General features: G+C 47.8%; 11 protein-coding genes. All 11 read left to right on the plus strand.

Going from position 1 to position 15,280, the window contains the following annotated elements; genetic code table 11:
* The first annotated feature begins 165 nt into the window (after positions 1–165).
* The 11 genes from gltB to NSQ58_RS19880 all read left to right on the plus strand — a co-directional run bounded on the left by gltB (position 166) and on the right by NSQ58_RS19880 (position 15,279).
* The gene (gene gltB, locus NSQ58_RS19830) at positions 166–4,764 is read left to right on the plus strand and encodes a glutamate synthase large subunit (protein WP_068938671.1); all 4,599 of its coding nucleotides are present in this window, start codon (positions 166–168) and stop codon (positions 4,762–4,764) included.
* A 321-nt stretch (positions 4,765–5,085) separates the two neighbouring features.
* Complete coding sequence (locus tag NSQ58_RS19835) at positions 5,086–6,723, plus strand: sensor histidine kinase (RefSeq protein WP_028543112.1); 1,638 nt, start codon at positions 5,086–5,088, stop codon at positions 6,721–6,723.
* A gap of 116 nt (positions 6,724–6,839) precedes the next feature.
* Positions 6,840–7,478, plus strand: coding sequence for a response regulator (locus NSQ58_RS19840; RefSeq protein WP_013309148.1), 639 nt, complete (start codon positions 6,840–6,842; stop codon positions 7,476–7,478).
* Positions 7,479–7,759: 281 nt separating this feature from the next.
* Complete coding sequence (locus NSQ58_RS19845) at positions 7,760–8,503, plus strand: YveK family protein (RefSeq protein ID WP_023987416.1); 744 nt, start codon at positions 7,760–7,762, stop codon at positions 8,501–8,503.
* Complete coding sequence (locus NSQ58_RS19850; RefSeq protein ID WP_013309150.1) at positions 8,487–9,125, plus strand: CpsD/CapB family tyrosine-protein kinase; 639 nt, start codon at positions 8,487–8,489, stop codon at positions 9,123–9,125. Before NSQ58_RS19845 ends, NSQ58_RS19850 begins: the two co-directional genes overlap by 17 nt.
* A gap of 39 nt (positions 9,126–9,164) precedes the next feature.
* Entirely contained in the window at positions 9,165–10,058 is an 894-nt protein-coding gene (gene galU / locus NSQ58_RS19855; RefSeq protein WP_013309151.1) for a UTP--glucose-1-phosphate uridylyltransferase GalU, read from the plus strand.
* 16 nt (positions 10,059–10,074) lie between these two features.
* A complete protein-coding gene (locus NSQ58_RS19860) occupies positions 10,075–10,773 on the plus strand; it encodes a sugar transferase (protein WP_023987417.1) in 699 nt (232 codons plus the stop codon).
* A complete protein-coding gene (locus tag NSQ58_RS19865) occupies positions 10,773–11,708 on the plus strand; it encodes a glycosyltransferase (protein ID WP_023987418.1) in 936 nt (311 codons plus the stop codon). The genes NSQ58_RS19860 and NSQ58_RS19865 overlap by 1 nt, the downstream gene beginning before the upstream one ends.
* Before the next feature lie 10 nt (positions 11,709–11,718).
* Positions 11,719–13,056 carry an O-antigen ligase family protein gene (locus tag NSQ58_RS19870; protein ID WP_023987419.1) on the plus strand — a complete coding sequence of 446 codons (1,338 nt, stop codon included), beginning with the start codon at positions 11,719–11,721 and terminating at the stop codon, positions 13,054–13,056.
* A 4-nt stretch (positions 13,057–13,060) separates the two neighbouring features.
* Positions 13,061–13,831: a WecB/TagA/CpsF family glycosyltransferase gene (locus tag NSQ58_RS19875; protein WP_013309155.1), complete on the plus strand. Its 771-nt coding sequence runs from the start codon at positions 13,061–13,063 to the stop codon at positions 13,829–13,831.
* Between the two features lie 5 nt (positions 13,832–13,836).
* Positions 13,837–15,279 (plus strand): O-antigen ligase family protein, encoded by a 1,443-nt coding sequence (locus NSQ58_RS19880; RefSeq protein ID WP_023987420.1) that lies wholly within the window; start codon positions 13,837–13,839, stop codon positions 15,277–15,279.
* The last annotated feature ends 1 nt before the right edge of the window (position 15,280 follow it).

The raw sequence follows: 15,280 nt of genomic DNA on the forward strand, positions 1-15,280 counted from the left end.
TGAAAAACATACGCATTCAGCGGACCGTACCGCCTTGAATACGTCACATGTTTTGTCCCCCATTCCTCGTAGTTGTTCTTTGAGTTACCTCTTGTTGCCACTGTCTTCTATTCGGCCGCCTGTATTTCAGGCCAGCATGACTTTATAACAGAAAGGTTGCGTTCCATGAGACAGACAGGTTTACCACCCAAACAGGGACTATATGATCCCCAATTCGAAAAAGACGCCTGCGGCATGGGCTTTGTTGCCCACATCAAGGGAAAACCATCGCACGATATTGTAAGTCAGGCTTTGACCATGCTCGTGAATATGGAGCATCGGGGCGGTCAGGGAAGTGAACCAAACTCCGGTGACGGAGCAGGGATTATGATTCAGGTCCCTCATCTGTTTTTTCAAGAGGAAGCGGAGCGATTGGGTTTCAAATTGCCAAAGGCCGGACATTATGGCGTTGGTATGCTTTTTGTATCCAATGATCCCAAAGTTCGTGAGGTGCATGAGCAGAAGCTAAGAGATATCATCGTGGACGAAGGTCAAAATTGTTTGGGTTTTCGCGATGTTCCAACTTATGACGAAATGCTGGGGAAATCGGCAAAAGCAGCTAAACCGGGCGTGCGTCAGGTATTCATCGGTCGCAGTAGCGATCTGAAGGAAGAGCTGGACTTCGAACGGAAACTGTATGTCATTCGCAAACGTGCAGAGCTTGCTATTCGTTATAACCAAGAGGATGAGAACGGTGAGTCGTTCTATATTCCAAGTTTGTCATGTCGCAAGGTTGTATACAAAGGAATGCTGACAACCGAGCAGGTAGGCAAATTTTATCTGGATTTGCAGGATGAGCGGGTGACATCGGCGATCGCGCTGGTCCATTCCCGTTTTAGCACGAATACGTTCCCGAGCTGGGACCGTGCGCATCCTTATCGTTTTATGATTCACAACGGTGAAATCAATACTATGCGCGGCAACGTGAACTGGATGCATGCTCGCCAGGCACAGTTTGAAAGCGAAGCGTTTGGTGGAGATATCAAGAAGGTAAAACCAGTCATTAACCCAGATGGCTCCGATACAGCCATGTTTGATAATACGCTGGAGTTTCTGTATCTGAGCGGACGTTCCCTTCCTCATGTAGCCATGATGATGGTGCCGGAGCCTTGGAACAAGCATGAAACCATGGACCCGAAGAAGCGAGCATTTTATGAATATCACAGCACCATGATGGAACCGTGGGACGGACCTGCTGCGATGGCGTTTACAGACGGTATCCAAATCGGAGCCATTCTCGACCGCAACGGTCTGCGTCCTGCACGTTACTATGTGACCAAGGACGATCTGATCGCACTGTCTTCAGAGGCGGGTGTATTGGATATTGCTCCTGAAAATGTGCTCTATAAGGATCGTCTCCGTCCGGGTCGTATGCTGTTGGTTGATACCCAAGAAGGCCGTATCGTTTCTGACGAAGAGTTAAAGGAACGTATCGCTTCCGAGGAACCTTATCAGCAATGGCTGGATGAGCACTTGGTTGATCTGGATGAGCTGCCAGAAGCACTAGAACAGCCGGAGCCTAAACATGAAAATGTAAATCAGCTTCAGCTCGCTTTTGGATATACGTTTGAAGAACTGCGCAAAATTCTGGAGCCGATGGCACTTACAGGTGCAGAACCGATTGGCTCAATGGGGTACGACGCACCATTGGCGGTGCTGTCTGATCGTCCGCAACGTTTGTACAATTACTTTAAACAAATGTTTGCCCAAGTCACGAACCCGCCGATTGACGCCATTCGTGAAGAGATTGTAACGTCAACCGCAACTACGATTGGGCCAGAGCGCAATTTACTGCATCCAGAACCGGAAAGCTGTCGTCAGATTCGTTTGGATTCGCCGGTGTTGTCGAATGAGGAGTTTGCCAAAATTCGCCATGTACACCGTCCGGGCTTCAAATCAATGACAATTCCGATCTTCTTTGAAGCGAAGGAAGGTGCTGAGGGCTTACGCAAGGCGCTGGAAGGATTGTTTGAGGCGGCTGACCGTGTCATTGACAAAGGTCATAACATCCTGATTTTGTCCGACCGTGGAGTGGATGCGGAAAATGCGGCCATTCCGGCGTTGCTAGCTGTTTCCAGCCTGCATCACCATCTGATTAAGCAGGGTACACGTACACGTGTGAGCATTTTGCTGGAGTCCGGGGAGCCAAGGGATATTCACCATTATGCGGTGCTGCTTGGATACGGTGTGAGCGCGGTTAATCCTTATCTGGCTTTTGAAACGCTGGATGTTATGATTCAGCAGGGCTTGCTGCGCGGCATCTCGCACGAAAAGGCAGTTAAAAATTATATTAAAGCGGCAACAAAGGGTGTCGTTAAAATATTGTCCAAAATGGGTATTTCCACGATTCAGTCGTACCGTGGAGCACAAATTTTTGAGGCTGTAGGTCTGAAACAGGATTTTGTTGACCGTTATTTCACCTGGACACCTTCCCGCATTGGCGGTATCGGTCTGGAGGAAGTGACTACGGAAGCGCTCGTTCATCATAACCGTGCTTTCACTGACAAGGACGGCAACGACAAAGTGCTGGATTCGGGCGGCGACTATCAATGGCGTAACGACGGGGAAGAGCATTTGTTTAACCCGCAAACGGTGCATTTGCTCCAGCAGTCGGTTCGCTCTGGAGACTACAAGTTATACAAGAAATACGCCAAGCTGGTGCAGGGCGAAACGGAACAGCATTTAACGATCCGCTCGATGCTTCAGTTGAAGCCTACGGGTGAGCCTGTGCCGCTGGAAGAAGTGGAATCCGCTGCATCCATTATGCGTCGCTTCAAGACAGGAGCCATGTCCTTTGGCTCGATCAGTCAGGAAGCGCATGAAGATATGGCGATTGCGATGAATCGGATCGGTGGCAAGAGCAATACGGGTGAAGGTGGGGAGAACCCTGCACGTTTCATTCCGGATGCCAATGGCGATTCTCGTCGCAGTTCGATTAAGCAGGTAGCGTCGGGCCGATTTGGTGTAACATCGAATTACTTGGTGAATGCCGACGAAATTCAGATCAAAATGGCGCAAGGCGCGAAGCCGGGTGAAGGTGGACAACTGCCAGGACGTAAGGTATACCCTTGGGTTGCTGAGGTACGTGGTTCTACGCCAGGAGTAGGTTTGATTTCACCACCGCCGCATCACGATATTTATTCTATCGAGGATTTGGCAGAGCTCATCTATGATCTCAAAAACGCCAATCCGCGTGCTGACATTAACGTGAAACTGGTGTCAGAAGTAGGCGTAGGCACGATTGCTACAGGGGTAGCAAAAGGCCGTGCTGACATTATTCTGGTCAGCGGTTACGACGGTGGTACAGGCGCTTCCCCGCAAGGCTCCATTCGCCATGCAGGTATGCCTTGGGAGCTGGGTCTGGCGGAGACGCATCAGACGCTGATGTTGAACAACCTGCGCGACCGCGTGGTATTGGAGACAGACGGCAAGATGCTGTCTGGCCGCGATTTGGTAGTAGCTGCCCTGTTGGGCGCGGAAGAATACGGCTTCTCTACAGCGCCGCTCGTGGCGTTGGGCTGTATTATGATGCGGGTATGCCAAATGGATACATGTCCGGTTGGTGTGGCTACGCAGAATCCGGAGCTGCGCAAAAATTATATGGGCGATCCTGCCCATGTGGTGAATTTTATGCGTTTCATCGCAGAAGATGTCCGTGAAATTATGGCGGAATTGGGCTTCCGTACAATTCAGGAAATGATTGGCCGTACGGATTGTCTGGATACCGTGAACGCCGATTCGCATTGGAAGAAGAAGGGCGTAGACCTGAGCTTGCTGTTGCATGTTCCTGAGTTGGAAGAAGGTAGTGTACGTTACCGCGTACAACGCCAAAATCACGGTCTGGAAGAAACACTCGACATGCAGCAGCTCGTACCGATGGCTGCGGAAGCGCTGGAGAACGGAACGCCTGTTGAGGGTACCTTACCTATTACAAACGTAAATCGGGCGGTAGGAACGATTCTGGGCAGCGAGGTCACCCGTAAGTATGGAGCGGCGGGTCTGCCAGAGGATACGATTCGCTTTAACTTTATTGGATCGGCAGGTCAGAGCTTCGGGGCATTTATTCCGAAAGGCATCACGCTGAGCGTGGAAGGCGATAGCAATGACTATGTCGGTAAAGGGCTATCTGGCGGTAAGGTTATAGTGAAAAAGTCTCACAAAGCAACCTTTAAGGCAGAAGAGAACATTATTATCGGAAATACAGCCTTGTATGGAGCGACCAGCGGTGAAGCTTACATTAGCGGAATCGCAGGCGAGCGCTTTGCCGTTCGGAACTCCGGCGCACGTATTGTAGTTGAGGGCGTTGGGGATCATGGTTGCGAATATATGACGGGCGGACGTGTAGCGGTATTGGGTGGAACCGGACGGAATTTTGGAGCCGGAATGTCCGGAGGTATTGCATATGTCTATGACCCTGAGGGGACGTTCCTGAGCCGTTGTAATCTGGAAATGGTGTTGCTGGAAGGTGTGGAAGAACCTGCAGAAGCAGCGGATTTGCGCGGCTTGATTCAACGCCATGTCACTTACACGGGTAGTGAAGCGGGACAACGTATTTTGGATGATTGGCAGACTGCGATTCAGCAGTTTGTACGGGTGATTCCAAAGGATTACAAGCGTATGGTTGAACAGATCCAAAAAGAAGAGGCAACTGGTTTGAGCGGAGATGAAGCTCTGTTGGCAGCATTTGAAGCCAATATGCGTGAATTGGCGCGTGCCGGGGGCTAAAATGTAGACTACCAAATTTACTAAAAAAGGACTCGCTGAATACCGCTGTTATAATCACGGTGGTACCAGCAAGTCTTTTTTAGGTTGCTAAAAATGTGATTCATTTCCTTGACAAACGTCATAAATTCTGACATTACCCCCAAAATGTTTTCCTGAAACGGTAAATATGTTATAAAAAGTACCAAATTTTTTGGAATGTAACCGTTTACGTAAGAGTTTATGTCTTGTTATTTATTTTTGGATTGGTTATGATTTTTTTAGAGTACACAAACAAACCTAATATGCCCATCGTCCCTTCAAAACACAGAATAGGGTGACAGGATGAAGTTGAGGAAGTCAGCAGAAGACAAAATGATTTTTTTATACCGTTATGTATCACTATCTCTAACGTCACTTGTTTTTCTGTTCGAATCATCTAGGTTAATCGTGTGGCAGAAGCTATTACTGATTGGTTTTCTATTTTTATCCGTTACAGCATTTACTTGGATTTACCGTAAATACAGACTTCATGATATGGTATTGAAATGCAGCATTGCACTAGAAACAGCAGGGATCATTTTGTTGTTATTCCCAACCGGAGGGATGGATAGCCCGTTCAAATGGTATGTGATTACCCCCATGCTGGTGGCTTGTGCTCATCTGTCTATGAGATACAGTTGGACACTCCTCCTTTCTTATATCGGCTTGGTGCTTACATTTTGTTATATCTTTTTTACACCAGGTCAATATTTTTTGTGGGATCTTATATTGCAGAATATCAATTTGTTTCTGGTACTGATCGTAACTACGATGGCAATGCAGGTTATCGGCGTCATGAAGGACGAACTGAAGGTGGCTAAAGAACAAGCCAATGAGACGATGGATCATATCAAGTCGATTTACCACATCATGGAGACGACCAGCCACAATGAGGCTTTAAATCTCGGCCAGGTCATCTCAGACTATACTGTCAAGCTAACAAAGCAGAGCCGTGCATTTTTCTGGCTGGATAGTCAGGAGGAGGATGCACCGGAAAGTAGCCAGACAGGCTGGACGGTAGAGGAGGAGGAGCAGCTATTTGAGGAGCTGGGGAATTATCGGGAGGAATTCAGGGAAGAGCGTGAACCATTTTTCAGACATCTGCCAGAATGGGGCGATTTCCTCATGATCACAGTACCGATGACGACCCGTTTTGTAGCGACGATTGGCCTCAAGCTGGGCCCGGATCAAAGTCTGACAGGAAGACGCTGGCTCGTGCAACAACTGATATTCTTGGCTGAGCTGAGCGCTGTGTTCTTGGAGCGCTATGAGCTGGAGCGTATTGAAAATCAGCTGATTGTGACGAATGAGCAGAACCGAATTGCAAATGAAATGCATGACAATGTTTCTCAAAGTCTTTTTGGTATTGTGTACGCAACGCATTCTCTCCGGCAAACCTGGTGTCATCAGCCAAAGGAGCAGGTGGAGGAGCAAATTGATCTAATTCAGCAATCTGCTAACCAAGCGGTTAGAGAGCTGAAAGGGGCGATTCATAGTCTAAGCTCGAAAAAAAGCGGAGGCTCAACTTGGTTAGGGACGGTGAAAAGTCATCTCCATACACTCTCCAAGCTGAACCATGTACAAATTGATTTTGACATTCATGGTGATCATTATTCACTTCCGTATTTGTACCAAAAAGCTTTGTTCCGCATCATTTCCGAAGCGGCGGGGAACGCAATCCGTCATGGATTGGCCAAGCGAATTGATGTGAAGTTAAAATTGACGCCCCAAGTGATTAGACTGTCTATTCATGACGACGGAGTAGGGTTTGAGACGGCGAGAATGGTAGCAGGAGGTGAGGCGGTCAGTGCAGGCGGGGGCCTGGGCATGATGAATATGGAATATTTAGCTCAATCGATGGGAGGCGAATTTGATATTTCAAGTCGAATCGGAGAGGGAACACAGATCCGATTGTCCATTCCGGTAAATGCTTATGAATGAGGATTTTGCAAAATCCTCGAATAAAATGCGTGAACATTCTGCAATACAAAATCTGCGGTAACAATCGGATACATAGGGATTATGCAAATCCTGAACTGTAGACAGGAGGCCGAATCATGAAAATTGTCATTGTCGATGATCATCCTTTAGTACGGAAAGGACTCGCTGCGGTTATATCCATGCAGCCCAATGTTCAGTTTGCGGGAGAGGCCCAGAATCAACAGGAAGCACTTGTGGTGATCGAGGAAACAGATCCGGATCTGGTGCTGCTGGATTTGAAACTAGCTGATGAATCGGGGCTGGATATTATCAAGATAGCGCGCGGACGTGGTTTCAGAAGCAAATTTATTTTGCTGACCTCTTCCGCAACACGTGAAGATTTTCTGAAAGCAGAGGAAGCTTCCGTGGATGGTTATGTGCTTAAGGAAGCATTGCCTGAGGAATTAATTTACGCGATTCATCTTGTCAACAAAGGACGCAAATATTATGATCCGGCTATTCTCGAAAACAAGCTGCGTGAAGATGCGGGCAATCTGTCGGACGACCTGACGCCAAAGGAAAAGGAAGTGCTGGTCGAGCTGGGACAAGGAGCCTGCAATCGTGAAATTGCATCGCGGTTATTTATCAGTGAGTTCACAGTCAAAAAGCATGTCAGTCAGATCTTGGCCAAGCTGCGGCTGGCGGATCGTACGCAGGCAGCATTGTATGCCAATGCCATTGGTCTGGCGAAGTACGAGCCAACAAACATGGTATGATGCGCTGACTCTATAAGCTGCGCTGCACTTTTATATGCGAGTGGAAAGAAAAGCCTCAAAATCACCAAGCTTTGTGATTTTGAGGCTTTTTTCGATTTCTTTTTCCATAATCGACAAAGCATGGTACAAAAGTATACCATGCCGTATCCGAAAGTATACATTTCCCTCCCCCCATAGTGAGGGAGAAAGTGCCATTCGGTTCCATGTCGTTCACAGAGCCAATTGTTACAATAAAGTCATACTTAAATATGAAGAGAAATTGTATAGGAGGGAGGATTTTTGTGGAGAAAACCATTTTGGATTATCTAGTCCTGATCAAAAGAAGATTGTGGCTGATCGCAATTTTTGTCATTCTCTCATGTGTAACAACATACTTTGTGAGCGACAATGTTGTGAAGCCAGTCTATTCCGCTTCAAGCCAACTGCTGGTTAATCATATTTCCGCCAAGCAGGGGAGTAACAATCTGAACGACGTCAACACAAGTCTTAATTTGGTGGAAAGCTACAAGCAAATTCTCACTTCACCTAAAATTATGGACGCTGTTGTAGCGGCTCATCCCGAGTTCGGTTTGACGCAGCAGAAGTTGGCAGAGAAGCTGCAGATTAAATCCTCGGATAAAAGTCAGGTTATCGGTTTGACGTTTGAGGCAGGGAGCTATCCACAGGCCGCAGCGGTTGTAAACGCGGTAACCCAGAAATTCGTACAGACAGTTCCGGGATTGATGGAATTGAATAATGTGAAAATTTTAAATGAAGCGGACCCTCAGGCCAATCCTGACCCGATTAATGGGAACCCGCTCATGAATATTGCGATTAGTTTTCTCGTATCGCTGATGATTGCATTGGGCACGATTGTGTTCCTGGAAAGCATTAACGGCACGCTGCGCTCGGAGAAAGAAGCGGACGCGGACATCGGTATTCCGGTAATTGCATCGATTCCAGTCATTCGCAAGAAGGACGTCGATGGAGCAGCCGGAAATTCCAAAGAACGGGTAGGGGAGCGTAAATATGCTGCGATTGAATGACATGTTGATTACAGAAAGTAATCCATCATCGTATATCTCGGAATCATTTCGATCCCTCCGTACATACATCCGGCAGCAGGTGATTGGGCAAAAGGACCGTGGAACGGTTCTATTGTTGACCTCGCCGGAAAGCGGAGCGGGTAAAACTACACTGCTCGCCAACATCGGAGTTTCCTTTGCACAAGAAGGCAAGAAGGTGGCTCTGGTGGATTGCAATCTGCATAAACCAGCGCTGCACGAGATATTCGGAATGGAGAATACCGGAGGTCTATCGGCTTATTTGCGCGGTGGGGCTTCTTCCAAGTCTATCGTTAGGCATGGTGGGCTGGAGCTATCGGTTGTTCCCGGTGGAGACACCCTGTACAACGCAGCAGATCTGCTCGGTAGCGAACGTATGGCTGAGCTGCTGGAAGAGCTCAAACGTGAATATGACATCATCTTGCTTGATTCGGCTCCGGCGTTGAATTATACGGATGCTCGCTTGATTGCAGGCTTGACGGATGGTGTGATTCTCGTTGCTAGACATGGTCGTACCAAACGGGAAGATCTACGCAAAACAAAGCAACTCATGGAGCAGGCCAGTGCGACGCTGGTTGGAATTGTGATGAATCAGGTGAAGTAAGCAACACCAAAATTCGATGAAGCAAGGAGAATGAGTGCGATGACGAAAAGAGTGAAAAAGGCCATTATTCCAGCAGCAGGGTTAGGTACGCGCTTCCTCCCTGCCACAAAAGCGATGCCTAAGGAAATGCTTCCAATTATCAATAAGCCTACGATTCAATATATCGTGGAAGAAGCGATTGCTTCTGGTATTGAGGACATTATTATCGTTACGGGTAAAGGCAAACGTGCCATTGAGGATCACTTTGACAACGCATTTGAGCTGGAATCCAAACTGCTCGAGGACGGTAAGCTGAAGCTTCTGGAGGAAGTACAGCGTTCTTCGGGAGTGGAAATTCACTACATTCGCCAAAAAGAACCCAAAGGTCTTGGACATGCGGTATGGTGCGCAAGACGCTTTATCGGGGACGAGCCGTTTGGTGTGCTGCTGGGCGATGATATCGTAACAGGTCAGAAACCTTGCCTGCGCCAGCTGATGGATCAGTATGAGGAAACTCAAAATTCGGTTATCGGTGTGCAACGGGTACCGCAGGAATTTACGAACCGGTACGGCATCATTGAACCGGATCAGCAGGACGGACGCTTGTACCGAGTGAATAATTTTATAGAAAAACCGGCTCCAGGCACAGCGCCATCCGATTTGGCTATTATGGGTCGCTACGTGTTCTCGCCGAAAATTTTCAAATATCTTGATCTTCAGGAAAAAGGAGCTGGCGGCGAAATTCAGCTGACGGATGCGATCCAAAAGCTGAATCAGAGTGAGCGTGTGTACGCCTATGATTTTGAAGGCACACGTTATGACGTGGGTGAGCGTCTTGGATATATTTTAACCACACTTGAATTTGCACTTGCCAGCGATGATTTGAAGTATCCGGTTATGGAGGCCATGAATGAATGGTTGAAAAAGACCGAGAAAGCAACCACGGCAGGTTGAGAGGGGGTACGTCAGCATGAGCATGGAAAATTTACCGGAGGACGGCGAGGCTGTCATGTCAGGTAAAGCGTTTTACATGCCATACGGAAATACACAAATTCAGGATAAAATGTCCTACCTGGTCACAAAACGCCTCCTTGATATGCTGCTGTCGTTCGTGGGCTTGATCGTCTTGCTTCCGCTTTTTGTAGTGGTAGGCGTTTTGATTAAGCTCGAAGACCCAAAGGGAAGCGTGTTTTTCAAGCAAACTCGGGTGGGCAAGAATGAGAAGTTATTCGATATGTATAAATTCCGTTCAATGGTGTCCAATGCAGAGGAACTGAAAAAGGACTTGATGGAGCTGAATGAAGTGAGCGGCGCCATGTTTAAAATTAAAAACGATCCTCGGATCACGAAAATTGGCAGTTTTCTGCGCAAGACGAGTATTGATGAGATTCCGCAGCTGTGGAACGTGTTGGTCGGCGACATGACTTTAGTCGGTCCGCGTCCGCCGTTGCCCAGCGAGGTCGAGCAATATTCTGATTATGATAAGCAACGCCTGATTGTAACACCGGGATGTACGGGTTACTGGCAGGTGAGCGCACGTAACAGTGTAGGCTTCGAAGAAATGGTGCAAATGGATTTGAAGTATATTCATGTTCGCAATACGTGGCTCGATTTGAAAATCATCATGAAAACAGGCGTTAAAATGCTGTTCTCCAAGGATGCTTACTGATGGATGCATTCAAGCGATGTCCTGCAGTGTCCGTCGTTATTTGCACCTATAACCGGGCGGACCTGCTGGAGAAAACGTTAATGTCCCTGCTGGAGCTGGAAGACCTTGCACTGGCTGAGATCATTGTGGTCGATAACCGATCCACCGATCATACAGCAGCGACGATCAAAAGGTTCACCGTCGCCCATGGTCAGAATATCCATCTCCGATATCATTATGAGCGCGAACAAGGATTGTCTGCTGCTCGTAATGCAGGTATTACGTTATCAAGAGCGGAAGTCATTGCTTTTCTCGATGATGATGCAATTCCGTGTGTTACATGGTTGCAAACGATTATGTCAGCATTCGGGAACAATCCTGAGCTGACGGCTATGGGTGGGAAAATTGACCCTATGTTTGAGACGGAACGACCGGGTTGGCTGACAGGCCCGCTTGAACTGCCTTACACGATTATTGATCTGGGCAAAGCCGTTCGTGAATATCCGTCGGGACTGAATCCATTTGGAGCGAATATGGCGATGCGCAAAACGGCTTTTGCTGCCGTTATGTTCCCGCTTCATCTAGGCAGAAAGGGAGATATCCTTCTATCAGGTGAAGAATCGTGGGTATTCGAGCAAATCCGTAAAAATGGTGGAACGATTATGTATCATCCACACATGTCTGTGGAACATTTTGTGCCGTCTTCACGGTTAACGAAAGAATGGATCATGAACCGCTACTATTGTCAGGGCATGTCTAACGCTGCTCAGGCCGTAGGTCTGCGCGGCAACGCGATGCTGATGGCGAAGACGGCAGCCAAAGTGTTATACATCACTGTGGATTCCCTGCTGGCACGTAGTGAGGGCAGGAAGCTGTTGAACCGGTGCAGGCTTGAAAGTATCCGTGGGACGCTGGATACACTGCGCAACCGGAAAAGCGAGTCAGCTGCGGGGTGAAAGATGGAACATGAGTAACTATCCTTGGACTACTAGAATAAACACCATACAGCATGTTTTTATTTTTCTACTGGGCGCTCTTGCTGTAGGAATTGCGGCTACCTATCAGCCGGTGGTCAGTATTGCGGCGGTATGTTTACTGCTCTTGCTGGCTGTTTCCATACATCATCCGGAGCGCATCAGCTACGCTGTTTTGCTAAGTACAGCAGTCTCAGTCGATTCTCTGTATCAGGGTGGCGTGTTCGGTATTGAGATTTTGTCATTGTACAAATTGGGCATTTTGGCTCTGCTGGTGCCGTGTATGCTCGTGTATGGCATACGTCTCAAGTTCAGCTATCCGGTCTGGGCATTGGTGATCATGCTGGGGATTACATTTGGATTTTCAGCATGGCTGCCTTTGTTAACGACCTCGATTGCCGTCAAGGCGTTCGTCGGTTTATCACTCCCTTTCTTTTTTTTACTGATCCAGTGGAAAAAGGATGTGGCAGAAAAGCATATCCGACTGATCAGTTTGTTGCCCATTATTAGTGTGGTCATTGGACTGGGTTTGCAGGTTCTAGGGCTGCATTCGTTTACGGATGTAGAATTTACGGGCGCAGTCAGAGTACAAGGAGCGAATATACCGCCGCATCTGGCAATGCTCTCCTTTCTCGGAATTGCTGTCTCTCTAATTGAGGTCAAGCGTAAACCCAAGCAAGCCGCATTTTATTACACTGTGTTGGCACTGAACTTTCTGATTCTGATCGCCACCGGTACACGTGGACCGATTCTGGCATTGTTATTAATGTTTGCTGTGTATCTGTTTGATATTGCCCGTCAGTACCTCAAGGGGAAAGTCAATTATTTGCTACCGCTGGCCGGATCGTTTTTGGTTGCTCTGGGGGCGGTGGCCCTGCAATGGAACAATTTAAAAAAACGCTCCTTCGAACGGGAGACCGATACAGGCATTGACCTGTCGGGACGCTCGGAGGCATGGGAATATTTTTTGAACAGAGTACATGATTACCCTTGGTCAGGGAGAGGTCTTGGCGCGGTAACGGTCGCGAACGATGGGACATTATTCAATGGCTTTGTTGTACCGCATAACGAGTATATACGCTTTTATTTTGACACGGGATATATCGGTTGCGGGCTATTAATGCTTTCATTGCTGATCGTGTTCGCTCTCATTTACCGGTCGCTTGCCAAGTCTATCAAACCTTATTTTGTAAGCTTAATTGCAGGCTTTCTGATCTACTCGTTTTCAGATAATACGTTGTCGACGGTTCAGATGATTATTCCATTTTGCTGGTATTTGAACGCGTTATACCAGACATCTACTCAAACCGATTTTCGCAAAGAGAAGTGATACGATGAGCAGAGTGAACATGTTCGATGTCAACTTTGATAATTACGATTTTAATGATCTACTCGAATTTATAGATACCTCTATTGAACATCAGCGTCATTCCTACATTTTGACCTGTAATGTCGATCATGTGATCAAGCTTCGCAAGGATGATGAATTCCGCAAGGTGTATTCGGATGCCGGAGCTGTAGTGGCCGATGGGATGCCTATCATATGGGCGTCCAAGTTACTGAAAAAACCCCTCAAACAAAAGGTCTCCGGGTCAGATTTGTTCACTCGGTTGGGAGAGGCTTTTGAGGATCGAGGCTATCGTTTATTTTTTCTGGGTGCAGCTGACGGTATTCCTGAGAAGGCTATGCTCAATCTCCAGGAATCTTATCCGAACATGAATGTGGTGGGCTGTTACTCTCCTTCTTATGGCTTTGAGAAAAACGAGGAGGAGAATAGGCACATTGTCCAATTGCTTCAAGAGGCTCGCCCGGACATCGTTTTTGTAGGTGTGGGCGCCCCTAAACAGGAAAAATGGATTTACAGATATTACGAGACTTACCGCGCTCCGATTTCGATTGGGGTGGGAGCGACCTTTGATTTCCTGTCGGGAAATGTGAAAAGAGCACCGGAGCTGATGCAGAAGACGGGATTTGAATGGTTCTGGAGGTTGTCTCAGGAGCCTAAACGATTGTGGAAAAGATATTTGATTGAGGATTCCCAATTTCTCGTTCTGCTGTTTAAGGAGATGTTCAAGCGGAAGCGGATGAAGGGAGGTCAGGGGTGAGAAACATGAGTCGGTTGGCAGATCAGCAGATTTCCGTTTGGCTAGGAAATCGGCGTGGAATCAGCATGATCGGCATGGGATTGCTGGCTTGTATGCTGCCACTCGCCATCGGATTTGTCAGCGCCAAGATGAATCCCACCATGAGCCAGCAGGGAGCCATATTGCTGGCGCTCGTTTTTCCGGCCTTCCTGCTGGCGATCTTGCAATCGCGGCTACTGATTCCTTACACACTGGCAGTGTGGGCAGTAGGCCCGGAAATCCGCCGCATTGCGGATTGGATGGAGGGAACGTATCACTCGGTTTCCTTGTTGAGCGTGGCACCGCTGCTGGTAAGCAGTATGTTGATTATTCCTGTGTTGCGGGGCATTCATCAGGCCGAAAAACCCTTGACCCGAATTGCTGTATTTTTCGGCATAGAATTGGCCTACGGAAGTGTGGTCGGGTTATTCAAAAATGGTATTGTTTTTGCTTATGATTTAGCCAATTATGTGGTTCCTTTGATCCTGTTGCCTTATCTTGCGATTAAGCCCATGAAGGCGAAGGAGCTGGACCGACTGCTGTATTCATATGCCAACATTGCTGTTCTTGTGGCAATTTACGGCATTATCCAGTACTTGACGGTGCCTCCGTGGGATGCATTTTGGATGAATCATGTAGAAATGAATTCCATTGGTGTTCCAGAACCACTTCAAATCAGAGTATTTTCTTCCATGAACTCGCCTGGTCCCTGCGCTATTTTCCTGGCGATGGCACTTGTACCCATGCTAATGGAAAAACGTTGGCGTGGCACTTTGGGATGGATCGGAATCCTGCTGACGGTCGTTTGTCTCTTAATCACGCTGGTACGTTCAGCCTGGCTAATTGCATTCGTCATGTTACTGGCTTACATTCTCAGTTCATCTTCCAAGGGAAAGTGGAAAACCTTGTTTCAACTAGCTATAGTTGGCCTTCTTCTCTACATCATTGTTCCAAAACTTCCAGGGGCAGAAGGTTTGGTGGCTCGCATGCAGACGCTGACGGATATTCAGCAGGATCATTCGTACAATGAACGTTTGGATTTACTGCATACGATGCTTCCGGCGATTGCTGGCAATCCGGTCGGGCAGGGGATTGGGAGTGTAGGAATCGGAACCAAGCTTGATAACGGCGGCGATCTCGGCGAACTTGGGATTATGGATAATGGATATATCGCCATTTTCCTCACCTTCGGTATTTTCGGGGCATTCTTTTTCTTCGGTGGTCTCTTCGTTATCATCAAGCGCCTTCTCGCCCGTATTGCCGCACGAGATGCCAGTCAGCCTTATATCAGACTGGCGTTGGCTACGTGGGCCGGAGCTGTAGCCAGTCTCATATCAGATAATGGTTTCCCCGGTATGCGCGGCTATCTGATCTGGATGATGATCGGGATAGGACTATGGGCAAAAGATGTCATCGCGGAAAGAAGGTAAA

The sequence above is a fragment of the Paenibacillus sp. FSL M7-0134 genome (assembly GCF_038007865.1).
Lineage (GTDB): Bacteria > Bacillota > Bacilli > Paenibacillales > Paenibacillaceae > Paenibacillus > Paenibacillus polymyxa_B.